At 32.0% G+C, this 17,488-nt stretch carries 14 protein-coding genes; 2 read left to right on the top strand and 12 right to left on the bottom strand.

Annotation, left to right across the window (positions count from 1 at the left end; translation table 11 throughout):
* Window positions 1-8: 8 nt before the first annotated feature.
* The 9 genes from PG914_RS02370 to PG914_RS02330 form a co-directional block, all read right to left on the bottom strand.
* Window positions 9-1,643 (bottom strand): uridine kinase family protein, encoded by a 1,635-nt coding sequence (locus PG914_RS02370; RefSeq protein ID WP_488822081.1) that lies wholly within the window; start codon window positions 1,641-1,643, stop codon window positions 9-11.
* A gap of 12 nt (window positions 1,644-1,655) precedes the next feature.
* Complete coding sequence (gene parC, locus PG914_RS02365) at window positions 1,656-4,232, bottom strand: DNA topoisomerase IV subunit A (RefSeq protein ID WP_488822079.1); 2,577 nt, start codon at window positions 4,230-4,232, stop codon at window positions 1,656-1,658.
* Window positions 4,229-6,184 carry a DNA topoisomerase IV subunit B gene (gene parE / locus PG914_RS02360; protein ID WP_488822078.1) on the bottom strand — a complete coding sequence of 652 codons (1,956 nt, stop codon included), beginning with the start codon at window positions 6,182-6,184 and terminating at the stop codon, window positions 4,229-4,231. Before parE ends, parC begins: the two co-directional genes overlap by 4 nt.
* A gap of 87 nt (window positions 6,185-6,271) precedes the next feature.
* Entirely contained in the window at window positions 6,272-7,111 is an 840-nt protein-coding gene (locus tag PG914_RS02355) for an aldo/keto reductase (protein ID WP_488822077.1), read from the bottom strand.
* Window positions 7,112-8,167 (bottom strand): M42 family metallopeptidase, encoded by a 1,056-nt coding sequence (locus PG914_RS02350; protein WP_488822076.1) that lies wholly within the window; start codon window positions 8,165-8,167, stop codon window positions 7,112-7,114. It abuts the gene before it with no gap.
* Window positions 8,160-8,768, bottom strand: a complete 609-nt coding sequence (trmB, locus tag PG914_RS02345; RefSeq protein ID WP_488822075.1) for a tRNA (guanosine(46)-N7)-methyltransferase TrmB — start codon at window positions 8,766-8,768, stop codon at window positions 8,160-8,162. Before trmB ends, PG914_RS02350 begins: the two co-directional genes overlap by 8 nt.
* Window positions 8,749-9,648: an undecaprenyl phosphate translocase family protein gene (locus PG914_RS02340; protein ID WP_488822074.1), complete on the bottom strand. Its 900-nt coding sequence runs from the start codon at window positions 9,646-9,648 to the stop codon at window positions 8,749-8,751. The genes trmB and PG914_RS02340 overlap by 20 nt, the downstream gene beginning before the upstream one ends.
* On the bottom strand, window positions 9,645-9,917 hold the full coding sequence (locus PG914_RS02335; RefSeq protein WP_488822073.1) for an HPr family phosphocarrier protein: 273 nt from the start codon (window positions 9,915-9,917) through the stop codon (window positions 9,645-9,647). Before PG914_RS02335 ends, PG914_RS02340 begins: the two co-directional genes overlap by 4 nt.
* On the bottom strand, window positions 9,914-10,270 hold the full coding sequence (locus PG914_RS02330; protein ID WP_488822072.1) for a PTS sugar transporter subunit IIB: 357 nt from the start codon (window positions 10,268-10,270) through the stop codon (window positions 9,914-9,916). Before PG914_RS02330 ends, PG914_RS02335 begins: the two co-directional genes overlap by 4 nt.
* Window positions 10,271-10,380: 110 nt before the next feature.
* On the opposite strand from PG914_RS02330, the gene PG914_RS02325 reads away from it, so the two are divergent.
* Window positions 10,381-11,211, top strand: coding sequence for an undecaprenyl-diphosphate phosphatase (locus PG914_RS02325; protein ID WP_488822071.1), 831 nt, complete (start codon window positions 10,381-10,383; stop codon window positions 11,209-11,211).
* Here the strand turns inward: PG914_RS02325 and queA are convergent.
* Genes queA through ruvA form a run of 3 tightly spaced genes read right to left on the bottom strand, consistent with a single transcriptional unit; the run spans window position 11,204 to window position 13,801 of the window.
* Complete coding sequence (queA, locus tag PG914_RS02320; RefSeq protein WP_488822070.1) at window positions 11,204-12,223, bottom strand: tRNA preQ1(34) S-adenosylmethionine ribosyltransferase-isomerase QueA; 1,020 nt, start codon at window positions 12,221-12,223, stop codon at window positions 11,204-11,206. The two genes, PG914_RS02325 and queA, sit on opposite strands and share 8 nt — an antisense overlap.
* Window positions 12,220-13,230 (bottom strand): Holliday junction branch migration DNA helicase RuvB, encoded by a 1,011-nt coding sequence (gene ruvB, locus PG914_RS02315; RefSeq protein ID WP_488822069.1) that lies wholly within the window; start codon window positions 13,228-13,230, stop codon window positions 12,220-12,222. Before ruvB ends, queA begins: the two co-directional genes overlap by 4 nt.
* Window positions 13,231-13,240: 10 nt before the next feature.
* Window positions 13,241-13,801: a Holliday junction branch migration protein RuvA gene (gene ruvA, locus PG914_RS02310; protein WP_488822068.1), complete on the bottom strand. Its 561-nt coding sequence runs from the start codon at window positions 13,799-13,801 to the stop codon at window positions 13,241-13,243.
* Window positions 13,802-13,891: 90 nt separating this feature from the next.
* Between ruvA and PG914_RS02305 the strand changes: the two genes are divergently transcribed.
* A complete protein-coding gene (locus PG914_RS02305) occupies window positions 13,892-17,464 on the top strand; it encodes a hypothetical protein (RefSeq protein WP_488822067.1) in 3,573 nt (1,190 codons plus the stop codon).
* Window positions 17,465-17,488: the final 24 nt, after the last annotated feature.

Below are 17,488 nucleotides of genomic sequence, written 5' to 3'. Positions count from 1 at the left end.
TTAACCTTTTAATCGTGGAATGGAGAACCACCGATGAACTCAAGTAGTAGTGAATTTGATGGGATTAACTTCTCATCAATATCTTTAAAGTATTTTAAGAATTTAACTAGACGGTTGGCGGTTACGAAGTTTTTATCAGTGCGTTCGATTTGTTGTAAGTGCGGAATTGCATATTTTTTAAGTACTAATAACTCATATGATAATTCTGAGTTGAAGACATAGTTAACGCCTTCTTGGTTTGGATAAATCCAACGGAATTCACCACGACGGACAGATGGCCACATATCAATGGTCATATTAACCGGCGTTGATCTATATTTTTGGTCACGAACCATCCTTCTTAATAAACGTAAGTCTGTTAAAGAGATTGGGTTGTGGTCATCAATATGGATTTGAGTTTGTGGTGCAATGAAAATCTTGAATTTTTGGTGAGAAGGAATTAAAGTGGTTAATCTATCGTTTAAAGCATGAATACCTTCAATTAAGATTGGAGAATTCTTTTCTAGTTTAATTTTTGGACCTTCAACACGTTTTCCAAGTTTGAAATCAAAGTGAGGAAGTGAAACTTCTTTACCTTGTACAAGTGCTGCCATATCATGGTTGAAACGCTCAACATCTAACGCTTCAACGTGTTCTAAATCTGGTTTACCATCAGCATCTTTTGGTGCTTCATGTTTTGGCTTATAATAATCATCCATTGAAATCATCTTTGGCTTGATACCTTTTGCCATTAATTCAATACGTAATCTATTGGTAAAAGTAGTTTTACCAGATGATGAAGGACCAGCAACTGCAATTAACTTAATATCTTCTGCTGCTGCAGCAATCATATTACCAAGTTCTGCTAATTGATCATTATGTTTTGTTTCACAAAGGTTCACAAAATCAACCTCAGCATCTCTTGTTTCGACATGTTTGTTGATATTAGCAATTGTGTCACCACCGATGATTTTACCCCATTTGTAAGCTTCTTTTAAAGTTTTACCAAATGTTCTTTGATCAACAAACTCAGGTAACATGCCTTTTAATTCTGCTCTTGGGTAGAAGATTAAGAATCCTGGATTATAGAATTTTGTATCAAAAACTTGTAAGTAACTTGTGTTAGGTAACATATATGAGAACATGTAGTTAACATAGTTGCCAGCTTGATAAAGATTAACATTATCTTCTTGACGAAGTTTTAATGTTTCAATTTTATCTAAATAGCCATAATTTGAATAGATTTTAATTGCCTCAGCTTTAGAAACAGATAAACGTTTAATTTGTAATGATTCTTTAACGATTTCTTTAACAACTGAAACAATTTTTTCATATAATTCAACTGTTAATTCTGCATTATCAACAGTTGCTAAAATTGAACGTGATACTGAGTATGAGAATCTAATCTTTAATGATGGATTAATTCTATATATTGCCATAGCAAATACATAACGTAATGATGCTTCATAAATACGCATACCATCATGTGTATCAAGACCTAAGAACTCAACGTCCGCATCTTCATTCAATATGTATGTTAACTCACGAATACGACCATTTACTGCCGCACATACTGCCCCTTTATGACCAATTTCATTAGCAATTGCTTCTAAAGTCATCTTTCCTGCAAACTCATAAGAATTTGCATTTATGTTTAATTTCATACTTTATCTCCTTTATTCATCTTCATCGAATAGATCTAATCTCGACAGACGGATTTGTTGTTTGCTTTTTGTCATAATCGCCTCTTCGACGACTTTTGCTTCTTGTTCTTGTTTCTTAGTTTCTTTCTTCTTTTCAACGACGATAATTTCTTCTTCATAAGAAGATTTATCGATTTCCAAGAAATAACCATCATCAATCATCTTTTTACCAAATTTATTTGGTGAGTATTTAATTTCAGATAATGGAATGTAGACTGCTTCTTTATTACCAACAATTCTAACTTTTACATCTTCTTTAACTTGTGCTTTAGAAAGTCTTGAACCAGCAACAACTAGATGTGGTAATGCTTTTAATCTTTCTAAGATGATGACACCACGGCGTCCTCTTGCATATTTAGGTAGTTCTTGAACTGTGTCTTTGATAATATGTCCACGAGATGTTAAGAAATAGAAATCATCATTGCTTCTAGCATAGAATGCACATGCTAATGTGTCATCATCACCTAAAGTCATTGATTTCACACCACCTGCTTGAAGTCCATATAATGGTAATTCATCCGTATCAAATCGAAGTCCATAACCTTTTTCACTCATGGCAATTATTTGATCCTTTTGACCCATGTCAACGGATTGTACAAAGTCACCATCAGCTAGTTTCATTGCACGAAGTGGTTTGTTATAACGTGTCACTTCAAATTCAGAAAGGTTAACTTGTTTCATTTGTCCTTGACGTGTTGCTATTAAAACTTTTTCATCTTGTTTAAAGTTTGAAATGACAAGTACTTTGATTAATACTTCAGTTTTTTCTATTGGAACAATGTTATTAATATAAACCCCTAGGTCTTTCCATTTTTGTTCATCAATCTTATAAACAGGTAGGAAAATATATTGTCCTAAGTTTGTGAAGATTAATAAAGTGTCTAATGTGTTGACTTCTTTTTCAAAAATAAATGCATCATTTTCTTTTAAGCCTGGTTCTGAAGTTGCTTGATAACTACGTAGTGATGCTCGTTTTACATAACCATCTTTAGTAATACCAACGATTGTTTTTTCTTCAGTAATTAATTCACGGTGATCAATCTTAATTGCTTCAATCTCATCTTCAATGACTGATTTTCGATCATTACCTAAGATAGCGTGTACTTCAAGTAACTCATTCTTAATTGTCTTCATTAAGATTTTTTCATTAGAAAGAATTTGGTTTAATTTATCCATTTCTTTTAATAGAGTTGCTTGTTCATCGCGTAGTGCTTGAATATCAGTTGTTGATAAACGATAAAGTTGTAACATAACTATCGCTTCTGCTTGTAGTTCAGTAAAACCAAATTTATTTTGGATTTTTACTTTAGCATCTGCTTTATTTGATGATTCGCGAATGGTCTTAATTACTTCATCAACCACAGATACCATCTTGATTAAACCATCAACGATATGATATCTTTTTTGAGCACGTTCTAATTCGTAATTAGAGCGGTTGGTGATAACTTCTTTTTGGTGGTCGATATAAGTTAATAACAGTTCTTTAGCACCAACTAAAACTGGTCGATGGTTAAGAATTGCGACCATGTTATAGTTGAAGGCAATTTGTAAATCGGTATTCTTAAATAGATAGTTTAGAATAAATTGACTATCTGCACCTTTTTTAAGGTCAATTGCGATTCTTAAACCTTCTTGGTCAGTTTCATCACGTACTTCTAAAATATCATCGATATTATTGTTTACACGTAGTGTATCAATAGTTCTGACTAGTTCTGCTTTATTCACTTCATAAGGAATTTCAGCAACAACGATTCTATCTTGTGACTTAGAAATTTCTTCAATAAAAGTTTTAGAACGAATAATGACTTTACCAGCACCAGTTGTTAATGCTTGTTTTATACCATCTTTACCTTGAACAATACCTCCCGTTGGGAAGTCAGGTCCTTTAATGAAATTTAAGACCTCTTCAATTGATGCATCTGGATTGTCAATTAAATGAATCGTTGCATCAATAACTTCTCTTAAGTTGTGGGGTGGAATTTTTGTTGCATAACCAGCTGAAATCCCCATTGCACCATTCACTAAAAGGTTTGGGAATTTAGCAGGTAAAACTGTTGGTTCTTGTTCTTCATCATCAAAGTTAGGAACAAAGTTAACCGTTCTTTTATCAATATCTTTTAACAGATATTCTGCTTCTTTAGAAAGACGTGCTTCAGTATAACGCATTGCTGCAGGTGAATCCCCGTCAATCGAACCATTATTACCGTGCATATCAACTAAAGGTAGTCTCATTTTAAAATCTTGAGACATACGTACAAGTGCTTCATAAATTGATGAGTCACCATGTGGATGGTATTTCCCCATAACTTCACCGGCAATTCTAGCACTCTTTTTATAAGGTTTGTTGTAAGCTAAACCCATTTCACCCATCGCGTATAAAATACGACGTTGAACAGGTTTTAATCCATCTCTTGCATCAGGTAAGGCACGATCTTGAATAATGTATTTTGAATAACGTGCAAAACGACTTGAGACAACGTCTTCAAGTAACATTTTTTCTACACGTTCATTGACGAACTTATCGACTTGTTCTAGTACTTTTTTACTCATCTTGATTTACCTTCAATGTCAAAGTCATCTGTGATTTCAAAATCTACATTACGTTCAATCCACTCACGACGTGGTAAAACTTGATCACCCATTAAAACAGAAATATGCTTATCAGAGACACCAAAATCTTCAATCGTTACTTGAATTAAAGTTCTTGATTCTGGATTCATTGTAGTTTCCCATAGTTGGGATGCATTCATTTCACCTAGACCTTTATAACGTTGAATATTATATGAACCTTCGGTATCTTGGATTAAGTTCTTTAATTCTTCATCGCTCCAAGCATAAATAACTTCTTCTTTCTTTGAGCGTTTTCTTGTGAGTTTATATAATGGTGGTTGAGCAATATAAAGTCTACCATCTTCAATTAATGGACGCATATATCTAAAGAAGAATGTTAGTAACAATACTTGAATATGGGCACCATCATCATCGGCGTCGGTCATGATAATAATCTTTTTATAATTACTCTTCTTTATATCAAAATCTGGACCAAAATCTGCACCAATGGTGTAGATGATGGTTGAGATTTCTTCGTTTTTTAAGATTGTTTCAGTATTCGTTTTTTCAGTATTAATAACCTTACCACGTAATGGAAGGATTGCTTGAAAGGCTCTGTTTCTACCTTGTTTAGCAGAACCACCAGCAGAATCCCCTTCGACTAAGAATAATTCATTGATTTCCTTATTCTTACCTTGAGCAGGTGTTAATTTACCTGATAAAATAACTTCTCTTTTACTCTTCTTTTTATCTGCTCTAGCATCTTCTCTGGCTTTTCTTGCTGCTTCTCTAGCTTTTGATGCAGCAACTGCTTTTCCAATAATTTTTGATGCAATATCTCTGTTTTCTTCTAAGTAAGTATTAAACTTTTCATAGAATACAGATTCAGTTGCATTTCTAGCATCAGGAGTTCCAAGTTTACCTTTGGTTTGTCCTTCAAATTCTAAGATGTTTTCAGGTACTCTTAATGAGATAATTGAAGTCATACCTTCTCTGATATCAACGCCATCTAAATTATCATCTTTTTCTTTTAGTAAGCCGTATTTTCGCGCATAATCATTAACTACTTTGGTCAATGCAGTTTTAAAACCAACTTCATGTGTACCACCATCTTTGGTTCTTACGTTGTTAACAAACGAAATGATATCTTCTTGATAACTGTCAGTATATTGAAGTGCCACTTCAACTTCAATTTCAGCATTTTTGGACGCTTTAAAAACACCTTCAACTGCTTTAACTGGATGAATCGGATTACGTGATTGATTTAACAGTTCAACATAAGCTTTAACCCCCTCATCATATTTGAAGGTTTCTTTGATATTTTTTCTTTGATCGACTAAAGTAATCTTTAATCCTTTAATTAAAAATGCTGATTCTCTTAAGCGTTCTTTAATGGTGTCATAATTGTATAAAGTTGTTGAAAAAATTTGTGGATCTGGCTTAAACCAAACAGTTGTTCCTGTTCTTTTTGATTCACCAATTTTTTCTAAAGGTAAGATTTTTTTACCGCCGTTTTCGTAACGTTGTCTAAAAATGCCACCATCTTTATACACTGTAACTTCAAGTGCTGTTGATAAAGCATTAACAACAGAAGAACCTACCCCGTGTAAGCCCCCTGCTACTTTATATCCACCTTCAGTACCGAATTTACCACCAGCATGTAAAACTGTAAAAATGACTTGAGTTGTTGGTACACCTGATTCATGCATTTTATAAGGCATACCACGTCCGTTGTCAATAACTTCAATTGAGTTATCAGCTTTAATTGTAACGGTGATTTCGTTACCAAAGCCTGCTAAAACCTCATCCATTGCGTTATCAACGATTTCCCAGACTAAATGGTGCAACCCTCTGTGATCGGTTGAACCAATATACATACCTGGACGTTTTCTAACTGCCTCTAGTCCTTCTAGTATCTGGATGGATTTTTCATCATAATTCTTCTGTGCCATGGACTATCCTCATCTGTTTAATATATGTCTATTATACAATAAAAAAGATAATCATTCAAATAGAATTGATTATCTTTAAGCGTAATTTTATTCTGTAAAATTGTTGTTATCTGGATCTGAATAAACTCTTTGTGCGCGATTTAGTTTTGTGATTCTTTCAACATCTTCGCTGCTTAAATCAACAAATTGACCATCAAAGTTTTCCTTTAAACGTTCAACATGAACACTCTTTGGAATCATCACGATATCACGTTTTAATCCCCATGCAACAATCACTTGTGCAACAGTCGCTTTGTATTTATCAGCAATCTCTTTTAAGATATCAAAAGTAGGTGATTCAAAGACTCTGCCTTTACCAAACGGACCATAAGATGTCATTTGGATGTTATGTTCTTTTAAAAACTCTAACATTGCATTTTGAGTTAATAATGGATGACATTCAATTTGATTAACTGTTGGTTTGATTTTAGCTGTTTTTAAGAGTTCAATTAAATGATGTTTTTGGAAATTTGAAACACCGATTGCACGAAATTTTCCTGCTTGATAGTATGTTTCAAAAATTTTCCAAACCACACTATTTATCTCATATTTTTGGTTTGGCCAATGCATTAAAAGTAAATCAACATAACCAATATTTAGACGATTTAATGAGCCATCAATATCGGCTTTGATTTTCTCTTCATTACCATTATATTGTTTAACAACTTTAGTTGTCACAAAAATTTCTTCTCTAGGGATGCCTGATTCTCTAATTGCACGTCCAACATCTTCTTCATTTTGATACATCATTGCAGTATCAATGTGACGATAGCCAATCTTAAGTGCATTCAATACTGTTTCGTATGTTGACTCTCCCGCTTCGACTCTAAATGTACCAAGTCCGAAAGCTGGCATTTTTACACCGTTATTTAAGGTGTATGTCTTCATTTACATTAGCTCCTTTAGTCCCTTTATTTTATTACTATCTAAATCCTCTAAAAGTCTAAATAACATTTGTCTTGCTTGATCTAAATCAAAGTAATCAGCCATTGCGACAGATGCATGAATATATCTTGCAGGCAGACCAATTGTTGTTGCAATCACACCTTCATGCATATCAATTGCCTTAGCTGCATCGGTACCCCCCAATGAGAAGTATGCTTGATATTTAATACCGTGTTTCTTAGCTAATTCTTCAAAATAATTTTTAAGTGGGAATAACATAATGTTTTTTGGATCATATACTCTAAGTAAGAATCCATCACCAAGTTTTCCAACTGCTGTTTTATCATTGATATCATTTAACGGTGAAGCATCAAGTGCAATAAACATTGATGGTTTAAATAAATTCGTAATTGTTTCAGCTCCGCGAAGGCCAACTTCTTCTTGAACTGTGGCACCAATTGCGATATTGAAATCAAATGATTTGCCACTAAAGTATTCGATTGCTTCTAACGCAAGTCCACAACCGTAACGGTTATCAATTGCTTTAGCAATCCATCTTTTACCATTAAATGTCTCGATATAAGGTGTATCAAATAAAACCATATCACCTAATGAAATGCCTAAGTCTAAAACCTCTTGTTTAGTTGTTGCACCTATATCTAATGTTAAAGATTCAATGCTAATTTGATTTGCTACTTTTAAATGTGGTGGAACCGCACCAACGATGCCAGGTATTTTCTTTCCATCTTTCGTATAGACATATAAAATTTGTGAAATGAAAACCTCACCAGCTAAGCCACCAATACCTAAAAGTTTGATTGAACCATCATTGGTAATTTCTTTAACCATGAGTCCAACTTCATCCATATGACCAGCAACTAAAACGGTTGGTGCATTTTCATTTTTTGATTTTTTATATGCAAAAACACTACCAAGTTTATCTTGAATGATTTCATAGTCTGGATATTGTTTCATCACATTTAACATATATTCTCTTACACGTTTTTCATGTGATGAAATTCCAGGTATTAACATGAGTTCTTTATAATGATTAGTCATGTTTTATTACTGCCACCAATTGATAGATTGGACCTAATTGACGTTTCTTTTCTTCATATTCAGTCATATATTTTGAAGGTTCTAAGTTCCAATTACATTCCTTTATTTCCCAATTAGCATCTGCAAAATAACTGAATGAATCGTTAAAGAAATCAACATGGTCGGTTCTGAATATAATTTTACCACTTTCTTTTAAGAAACTTTGATAAAGTTTAATCTTAGTAGGATAGGTTAATCTTCTTTTATGAAGTTTTGCTTTTGGCCATGGATCTGAAAAATTCAATTGAACAACATCCGCTCTTGTTTCACCCATGTACTCTAATAAGTTTTGAGCATCATCTAGGATTACGATTAAATTATTAAGTTCCATAATATCTTTTTTCTGAGCTAAACGGTAACACGCATTCTTATCTTTTTCAACAGCGATAAAAAGCGTATCTGGATAGTCTTTTGCAAGGTTTGAAATAAATTGTCCCTTGCCAGAACCAATCTCCATCATTACTTGTTGGTCTTTTTCTACTTCAATGACTTTTGGTGCTACAAGTACTCCTAAATTCATTAAATTTTCAATTGTTGCATCTTTAATTTTCTTTTGTCTCATTTTTGTCCTTACCGAATAAACTTGCTAAATAAAATCCAACCGGGATTAGAATTAATCCAATTAACCACATATACCATTGTTCAGAATAGTTGAAGATATCAACAGGTTGATCTGAAGTTTTTAAATCTTCATAAAGTGAAGCGATAATATTAACTGGTGCTGCAATGATTATACCTAAAATAATTTGATAAAACGCCTTTGGATATTTTCTTAATATCCAGTTTAATAATTTGGATAGTACGATGAAGGCAAAGATTAACCCAATGCCAACAAAGACTAAATTCCAAAAGTGTGTAAAAAACAATTCAAAGTCAATTGATATCACAGCTTCAATTAACGATTTACCCATGATCAATAATGGTCCATAATATCCAATCATCAATAGTAACATCGTTCCTGATAACCCCGGAACAATAAGTGAAACTGATAAAAGGATACCGACTAATATCCATAGAAAAAGACTTGTGTTAGAAACATCTTCAACTTTAAACAATGGAAGGATAAATGTTAATGAAATCATGATAATAGCAGTAATTGCCACGATCAATATTGATTTAACACTTATTTTATCTGTTTTTGCTAAATAGTAAATTTCTGAAATGCCACCTAATATTAAACCAATAAATAGGAGGGTTAATGGGATTGGAATCAAATAAAATATATAGGCAATTGTTACAAAGCCTACTAAAATACCTAAAGCAATGCCAACTAGGTACTCCCAAATCGATAAAACAGCTTTGATGGGTTCTTTTGTCAACCTGTCAAGTGCATCAATTAACTTGCTGTATATATTGAAAGCGGCAGCAATCATGCCACCACTAACTCCAGGTAAAATAGATCCAATACCGACAAGAGACCCTTGCAGTATCTTCTTTATCATTCTACGATTTCGCCTAACCCTTCAGTAACCATAAAGTCTGCAAGGCTAGCAACAGCTTGTTTTTCGTCTGCACCTTCTGCTGAAATCTCAATGATTTCACCATGGTAAATACCTAAACTCATAACACCCATAATACTTTTTAAGTTTACAGTACGGTTGAATGCTGTTAAGCTAACTTCTGATTCAAAAGACATCGCTTGATTAACTAGTCTTGTCGCAGGTCTAGCATGAAGACCATATTCTGATACGATTCTAAACTTTTGTTTCATTTAGATACCTCACTTATAAGTTGATCGAGTTTTGTTTTAACATTTAAGGGATTATCCTTAATGAGTAACTTTAATTCCTTACCAGTTAAAAATCCTGCAATACCCATCGACTTAAGTAGGGTTTGAGAAACTAGTTTAGGATTAGCTAGTGTAAGCTTTAGTCGCTTGTTATCAAGCGCGGTTGCAAGAATATTCTCTTTTCCACCTAAAGCTTCTAGTAAAGTTTTCACTTCAATGGATGGTTGAGCTGCCGTTTTTTGCTTGGATTTTCTGATAAATAGAAAAATAAATCCGAATCCACTTATTGCTACGACAATAGCAATGATTAATGTTATTATTTGTCCGTCTGTCATGGCATCACATCCCTTTGTATTTATTATATGTGTTTTCACCTCAAATTACAATGCTTTAACTACCCCATTATGTTATAATGAGGCTATCAAATGGTTAAAGGAAAACTAACATGGAATATTTTATCGAATTACTAAAATACATAATCTTAGGAATCATTCAAGGAATTACTGAAATCTTTCCGGTATCTTCTTCCGGCCACTTGGTAATCTTTTCTAAACTTTTCATGGGAGGACAAGATTTAGAAAACGAACTTACCTTATTCTTAATGATTACCAATATGGGGTCATTCCTAGCACTGGTTGTATTCTATTTTAAAGATATCAAATCTTTAGTTTCTGATACTTGGAGTTTTGTTTTCAATCCCTTAACAAGAAATAACAGAGAAACAAGATCAAGTTTCTACTATGCTTTAAAGTTATGTATCGCTGTTATACCTTTAGGTATCATGGGTTTATTATTTAAAGATGTGCTACCTACAAATTTACTTTCTGTTGGTATCTCATTAATTGTTACATCATTATTATTATTCACTGTGTTCATGTTTAGAAATGTCGAATTCACTGAAGAATTAACTTTCAAAAATGCAGCGATGATTGGTTTATTCCAAGCCTTTGCAGTATTCCCTGGTTTATCACGATCAGGTATTACAATGGTAGGTGGATTAAGTCAAAGAGTTAGACTTCAATATGTCTTAAAATTCTCATTCTTATCCTACATTCTAATCTCAATTCCTGTTTCCGCTTTAGGTATCATAGATGCATTAAAAAATCCAGGTGTCATTGACATCCCTGGATTCATTCTTGCTTTTATCTTTAGTTTTGTTTTCTCATTATTAACAATTAGAACACTTAAGAAATTTGTTACAGTTAAGAGTTTAATTTACTTCTCAATCTATACACTAATCATGGGAAGTTTTGCTATTATCTTAAATTTTATTTAAGAAACATTGAATCACCAAATGAGAAGAATCTGTATTTTTCTCTAATTGCTTCTTCGTAAATATCGATGATTTGTTCTCTATTATAAAACGCTGAAACCAACATAATTAAAGTTGATTTTGGTAAATGGAAGTTAGTTATAATTGACTTAACAACCTTGAATTCATAACCAGGATAAATGAAGATATTGGTTGTGAAATGACCTTGATGGAACTTTCCATCAAAATTAGATTCTAATGTGCGAACCGTTGTGGTACCAACTGCAATGATTCGCTTTTTATTTTCTACTGCTTTATTTAACTTTTCACATGCTTCACTAGATATTTCATAATCTTCATAATGCATATGATGAGCATTGATATCATCTACTTGAACAGGTCTAAATGTACCTAGACCAACATGTAGTGTAATCTCAATGATTTCTACACCTTTAGCTTTAATTTTTTCTAATAAATCTTTAGTAAAATGAAGTCCAGCAGTTGGTGCTGCGGCACTACCTGGAATATCTGCATAAACTGTTTGATATCGATTTTGATCAGCAAGTTGTTCTGTGATATAAGGTGGTAGTGGCATCGTACCAAGTTTGTCTAAAACTTCTAAAAATATACCTTCAAATTTAGATTGGTATACTCTAATACCTTCTTCTTTTTCTTCTAAACAAGTTAACTCTAAAAGTCCATTTCCAAATGAGATAACAGTGCCAACTTTAACTCTTTTTGCAGGTTTTGTTAGTGCTTCCCAAACACTTGGTTTAATTTCTTTTAGAAGTAAGACTTCTATTACAGCATTGGTATCTGTTTTATGACCAATTAAACGTGCAGGAATGACCTTTGTGTTATTCATTACTAACACATCATTTTCATTAAGCTCATCTACAATATCATAAAAATGGTGATGTTTTCTTTCACCAGATTTCCTATCAATAACAAACAGTCTTGAATGATCTCTTTTTTCTAATGGGTGTTGTGCAATTAATTCTTTTGGAAGATTAAAATCAAATAAATCTATTTTCATGTGTCGAGTATGCCTTTGTAGTATTTTTTACCGAGTACATTATATGCAAGCTCGGTTGCAACCCTACCCCTAGGTGTACGTTTGATATAACCTTCTTGAAGCAAGAATGGTTCATAAACGTCTTCAATTGTCCCTGGCTCTTCCCCAATTGTAGATGCCAAGGACTCAAGTCCAACTGGACCGCCATTAAATCTTTCAACAATACCTCTTAGATACATGTAATCACCTTGGTCAAGACCACGATGGTCAATACCTAATTTAGATAATGCTAGATTTGTAATATCATATGTCACAATTGAGTCGGATAGAATTTCAGCAAAATCACGAACACGTCTAAATAAACGGTTGGCAATACGTGGTGTACCACGGCTTCTTTTTGCTAATTCTAATACAGCTTCTTCTTCAATTTCATTATTATAAACTTTAGCTGTTCTTCTAACAATTTTAGCAATTTCTTCTTGAGTGTAGTATGAAAGTCTCATAACTGCACCAAATCTTTCACGTAGTGGATGTGATAAATCACCAAATCTGGTGGTTGCTCCTACTAATGTAAATGGTGGTAAATTGACTCTAATACTTCTTGAACTTGAATCTTTATCAAGTACAATGTCAACAACATAATCTTCCATTGCACTATATAAAACCTCTTCAACAAATCGAGGCATTCTATGAATTTCATCGATAAATAAAACATCTCCTGGTTTTAGTGCAGATAAAATAGCAACCAAATCACCGGTTTTTTCAATTGCAGGTCCAGATGTAATTTTAATATCAACTTTTAGTTCATTGGCAATAATTTGAGCCAGTGTTGTTTTACCTAAACCAGGTCCACCATAAAGTAGAATATGATCTAAAGATTCTTCTCTTTTTAGTGCTGCCTGAATATAGACAGATAACATTTCTTTGACATCATCTTGTCCAATATATTGATTTAAGTATTGGGGACGAAGCATCAATTCATCATCTTGTTTTGAAGTTAAATCCCTTAAAATTGATTGGTCTTCCATTAAATCATCCTCATCTTAAAAGATATGCTAACGCTTCTTTTAATGCACTTTCAACAGGTTGGTCAACGTTAATATGTTTGATTGTTTTCTTAATATCATTCTTGTTATAGCCTAGTGCTTCAAGCGCAGCAACAACATCCTTAGAATTATCATCTAAAATTCTAATATCGGATGGATCTTCAACAAGTTTGCCTTTTAAGTCTAAAATAATTTGTTGCGCAGACTTCATACCAATACCAGGGAACTTAACTAATGTTTTAGTATCGCCTGTTTCAATCGCTTCAACAATTTTTCTTGAATCATCAAATGCAACAATACTTAATGCACTTTTTGGACCAATACCTGAAACGCTAATTAACTTTTGAAATAGTTTAAGTGTATCTTCATCTTTAAATCCATATAATGCAAAAATATCTTCTCTAACATGAAGATAGGTAAAAACTTTTACCTCTTCATCAAGATGATATTGATATGGCGTTGGACTTAATATTAAGTAACCAATACCACCATTATCAATAATAATATGTTCTGGTGAAACCTTTTTTACAATTCCTTTGATATAGCCGTACATAACTTCCACCTTACTAAGTATTTGTTCTTAAATTATTATATCATTTTTTGTTATCTTTATTATGTTATAATAAATTTAGTAGGTGAAAAAATGACGTTTGAATTTGTTAATGAAGCCGTAAACAACTTAAAAAATCTATCCAGTAAAGACAAGAAATATAAACCAATTACAGATAGACTAACTAACATACTCCAAGATTTATCAAAGGAGTTTTTATCATTTAAACAAAGCCATGAAAAAGTAACTTCAGATACAATTAAGTCACATGGCCAAGTTCGTCAAAATCACCAAGATAAAATCCAAATCTTAAAAACCGAGTTTGTTACATTTGAAAATAAAGTGAGAGATGAAATTAAAAAGGTAAATACTGAAAGAGATCAAAACATTACCTCGATTAAAAATCAGTTCTCTCTTGAAATCGAACGCCTAAATCAAGAAATTAATGAACTTGAATTAGACTTAGCTAACTTAAATAAAACTGCATTAAACACTAAGTCAAAAGACTTAGCTTATATTGAAAAAGTCATTGCTGATATTAAAAAACAATCAGCTAAATCGATGCATCAAATTAAACAAAATGCACAAAATGACTTAGCAAAAATCGAACAACAATACCAAAAAGATGTCGAAGAAATTGAACAAAATGTTTTAGCATTCGAACAAAACGTTAAACTTCAAAAAGAACGAATTAATCAATCTAAACAAGTTTATCGTGAACAATCAGACTCTAAATACTTATCTGTTAAAAATGATTATCATCAAGCATCAACTGTTTTTAATAAAAAGGTTGACCAATTAAAAAAGAAAAAAGATGATGCGATCCATAAGTTAAAGAAAACTTATCAAGAATCTTCTTTCCCAATTACTCAAGAATTAGCAGTAATTGAAGCTGAATATCAAGAAATCAAGGCTAAGCACGAACAAACTTATCAAGAAAAAATTGAAGCACATAAACAAGAAATTGTTGTGATCATCGAAAAATATAACGAGAAAAAAGAACATATCATTAAAGAAACAAGTGAATCTATTTCGCTTTTTAACTCTAAATTATCAGCTTTTAGAGAAGCTTTATTAAAAGACCGACAAGAACAACAAAAAGAATATAATTATGCACGAAACGCTGCTTCTTCCGAAGAAGAAAGAAAGAACATTTATCGTGATTTTAGACGAAAAGTTGCAGCACAAGATAATGAATTAAATAAACAAGTTTTACGTACAAGAAAAGACACTTTAAGTAAAACTAAAGAACAATACGAACGATTAAATCAAGCAGAAATCGAATTCTTAGAAATGCGTTCAAAATGGCGTGTGGAAGGGAAAATACTGCTCATCAACGAAAAGTTAGAAAGTTATTATAACGAACAAAACTATGAGTACAAACTAAAAGAAGTTGATGCTAAATTAAAAAAACTAAAACATATTTTAGATTATGAATTAGAACTTTTAGAAATCAAACATTTAGAACTGATTGCTCCACTTGATAAAGACTTAGCAGTTGCTAACTCAGTCTCAGAACGTGATATTAATTTATTATCTAATGATACCAACTATCACTTAACTCACTTCCAACATCAAGATGATTTAATTGATCATAAGCTTACTTTATATAAATTAGAAAACCAAGAAAAACTTGAAAAACTCAAAGTTAAGTTAGAACATGATAAAAATGTTTTAATGATGACAGAACAGTTATCACTAGAAAAAGAAACAGTCATTCAAGAACAAAGACTTAAAAATCAAGCCTTAAAACAAGATTTAGTTCTAACTACATTTGAAATGACAAATCTTTCTAATGAACTTGATTATTTACTTGATAAGATTGATTTAACAACTCAAATCAATTATAAAATTAAGGAACAACAGTTTGAAAACAACTTCTATCACGATGAAGCATCTATCCTACAAAAAAAGTTAGAAACAGATATTGAATTTGAGAAAACTAAGATTTACTATCAAGATCAATTATCGTTAATTGATACTGAGGTTGATATCTTAAAACAAGAGTTAGATGTCATTCACTCAAGAATCCACTTCCTCTTCAATCAAGTATATGTCATTTATAATGTGCATCATCACTTCATGATAGAGTTAATCAATTTGTATCAATTACCAGCACATCCAGAGGATGTTAAACAATATATCAGTTTATACCTAGATGTATTTAGAGAATTATCAACCATTCAAACATCAGCAATTGATGACTTCTTAGTTGATATGCAACAATACCATGAAACAAGAATCAATGATTTAACAAACCATCATTATCAATCTAATTTAAAAGTATTAACCACCACGCTTCAAGATAACTTAAAAGCTTTGGATACTGAAGAAAATACTTACCATTTAGAAATTAAAAAGATTGATAATCAAATTCTTGTTCTTTCATCTAATATTGATAGAATTCAATCTAAAATCAATCAAGTTGAAATTAAACAAGCTGAAACTCAAGATAAAAAGGAAATCAAACAACTTCAATCTAACATTGATGATCTTCAAAAACAAATTAACTCGATTGAATCCGAGATGCAAAAATTGGATAAAGAAATTCAAAAGTTCAACAAACCTATTGATAAGATTAGATTTCAAAAAGAAAATCTTCAAGCCAAATTTGAAAAAGATAAAGAAACACTTGCTACCCAACAACAAAGTGATGCTAAGGTTTACTTCCAACAACTATCTTTCTATAAGAACTTAATGCGAAAGATGACAGGACTCTTTGTTACATATGAATCAAAAGTCCAACCTTTAACAGAAAAATTAAATCAACCTGTCTACATTACCGATGATATGATGAAAGATTATGAAAAGAACTTCAAAAAGTTAGAATCATTTTTCGAAAGACAATCTCATGAATTCTATCAAGCATTACTCAAAGGTTCAATTGATTTATTTGCCAAACTCAACAAAGACCAAATCAACTTAAAATCAAGTTTCTTAAAAGACCAAAAAGAAGATTATGATGCATACGAGAAATTTACTTCAAGTATTAAACCTCATTTAGATGCATTAAAAGAAAAACTAGGTACAGATTTAGTTAATCTAGAAAATGAAAAACAAATTTCAATTACCACTCAATCTAATCAGGTTAAGAAAGAAAAGTCAGCTTCAATTGAAGAACATAAGGCTTTAATCAAAGCTTATGAAACCCAAATTATGACAACTGAACAAAAGATTACAACAGAACTTTTACTTATTGACTCAAACCTTAAATCCGTTTTAACTCAACTTGATAACGAGTATCAAAAGAATCTTTTAAAGGTTACAGAAACATCTCTTAAGAATACCTCTAAGGCCAACGATCAAATCGAATTAAAGATTAAGAACTTAAAACAACTTGAAGAAACAACTCAATTAAAAAACAACTTGTTAAATACTAAATTCCAACAAACTGAGCTTAAACTTGGTGAACAACTAAAAGAAAAGTTAGCAAATTATCAAGAACAAACTACTAAGAAGAGTCAACTTCAACAAAAACGTATTTCAACAATCGACTTTGAATTAAAAGCTGCTTTTGAAAAGATGGAATTATCCATTTCAAACTATCAAAAGAAATCAGCCCTAAATGCAACTAAACTTCAAAACGAAGAAAAACGCGTTTTAGAGCGTGATTTAAAAGATGCTAATCAAAGTTACCTATTTAAACAAAAATCGTTAAAACTCTAATAGAAAATCCCCTTTAAAGGGGAT

The organism is Acholeplasma sp. ORD1043 (assembly GCF_057808485.1).
Note: the sequence above shows the minus strand (reverse complement) of the source record. Positions and strands in the feature narration are given on the sequence as shown.

Excerpts from the sequence above, each read along its gene's own strand:
- parE (WP_488822078.1), bottom strand. The coding sequence starts at position 6,184 with ATGGCACAGAAGAATTATGATGAAAAATCCATCCAGATACTAGAAGGA.
- ruvA (WP_488822068.1), bottom strand. The coding sequence starts at position 13,801 with ATGTACGGCTATATCAAAGGAATTGTAAAAAAGGTTTCACCAGAACAT.
- parC (WP_488822079.1), bottom strand. The coding sequence starts at position 4,232 with ATGAGTAAAAAAGTACTAGAACAAGTCGATAAGTTCGTCAATGAACGT.
- queA (WP_488822070.1), bottom strand. The coding sequence starts at position 12,223 with ATGAAAATAGATTTATTTGATTTTAATCTTCCAAAAGAATTAATTGCA.
- PG914_RS02355 (WP_488822077.1), bottom strand. The coding sequence starts at position 7,111 with ATGAAGACATACACCTTAAATAACGGTGTAAAAATGCCAGCTTTCGGA.
- ruvB (WP_488822069.1), bottom strand. The coding sequence starts at position 13,230 with ATGGAAGACCAATCAATTTTAAGGGATTTAACTTCAAAACAAGATGAT.
- PG914_RS02350 (WP_488822076.1), bottom strand. The coding sequence starts at position 8,167 with ATGACTAATCATTATAAAGAACTCATGTTAATACCTGGAATTTCATCA.
- PG914_RS02370 (WP_488822081.1), bottom strand. The coding sequence starts at position 1,643 with ATGAAATTAAACATAAATGCAAATTCTTATGAGTTTGCAGGAAAGATG.
- PG914_RS02305 (WP_488822067.1), top strand. The coding sequence starts at position 13,892 with ATGACGTTTGAATTTGTTAATGAAGCCGTAAACAACTTAAAAAATCTA.
- PG914_RS02325 (WP_488822071.1), top strand. The coding sequence starts at position 10,381 with ATGGAATATTTTATCGAATTACTAAAATACATAATCTTAGGAATCATT.
- PG914_RS02340 (WP_488822074.1), bottom strand. The coding sequence starts at position 9,648 with ATGATAAAGAAGATACTGCAAGGGTCTCTTGTCGGTATTGGATCTATT.
- trmB (WP_488822075.1), bottom strand. The coding sequence starts at position 8,768 with ATGAGACAAAAGAAAATTAAAGATGCAACAATTGAAAATTTAATGAAT.
- PG914_RS02330 (WP_488822072.1), bottom strand. The coding sequence starts at position 10,270 with ATGACAGACGGACAAATAATAACATTAATCATTGCTATTGTCGTAGCA.
- PG914_RS02335 (WP_488822073.1), bottom strand. The coding sequence starts at position 9,917 with ATGAAACAAAAGTTTAGAATCGTATCAGAATATGGTCTTCATGCTAGA.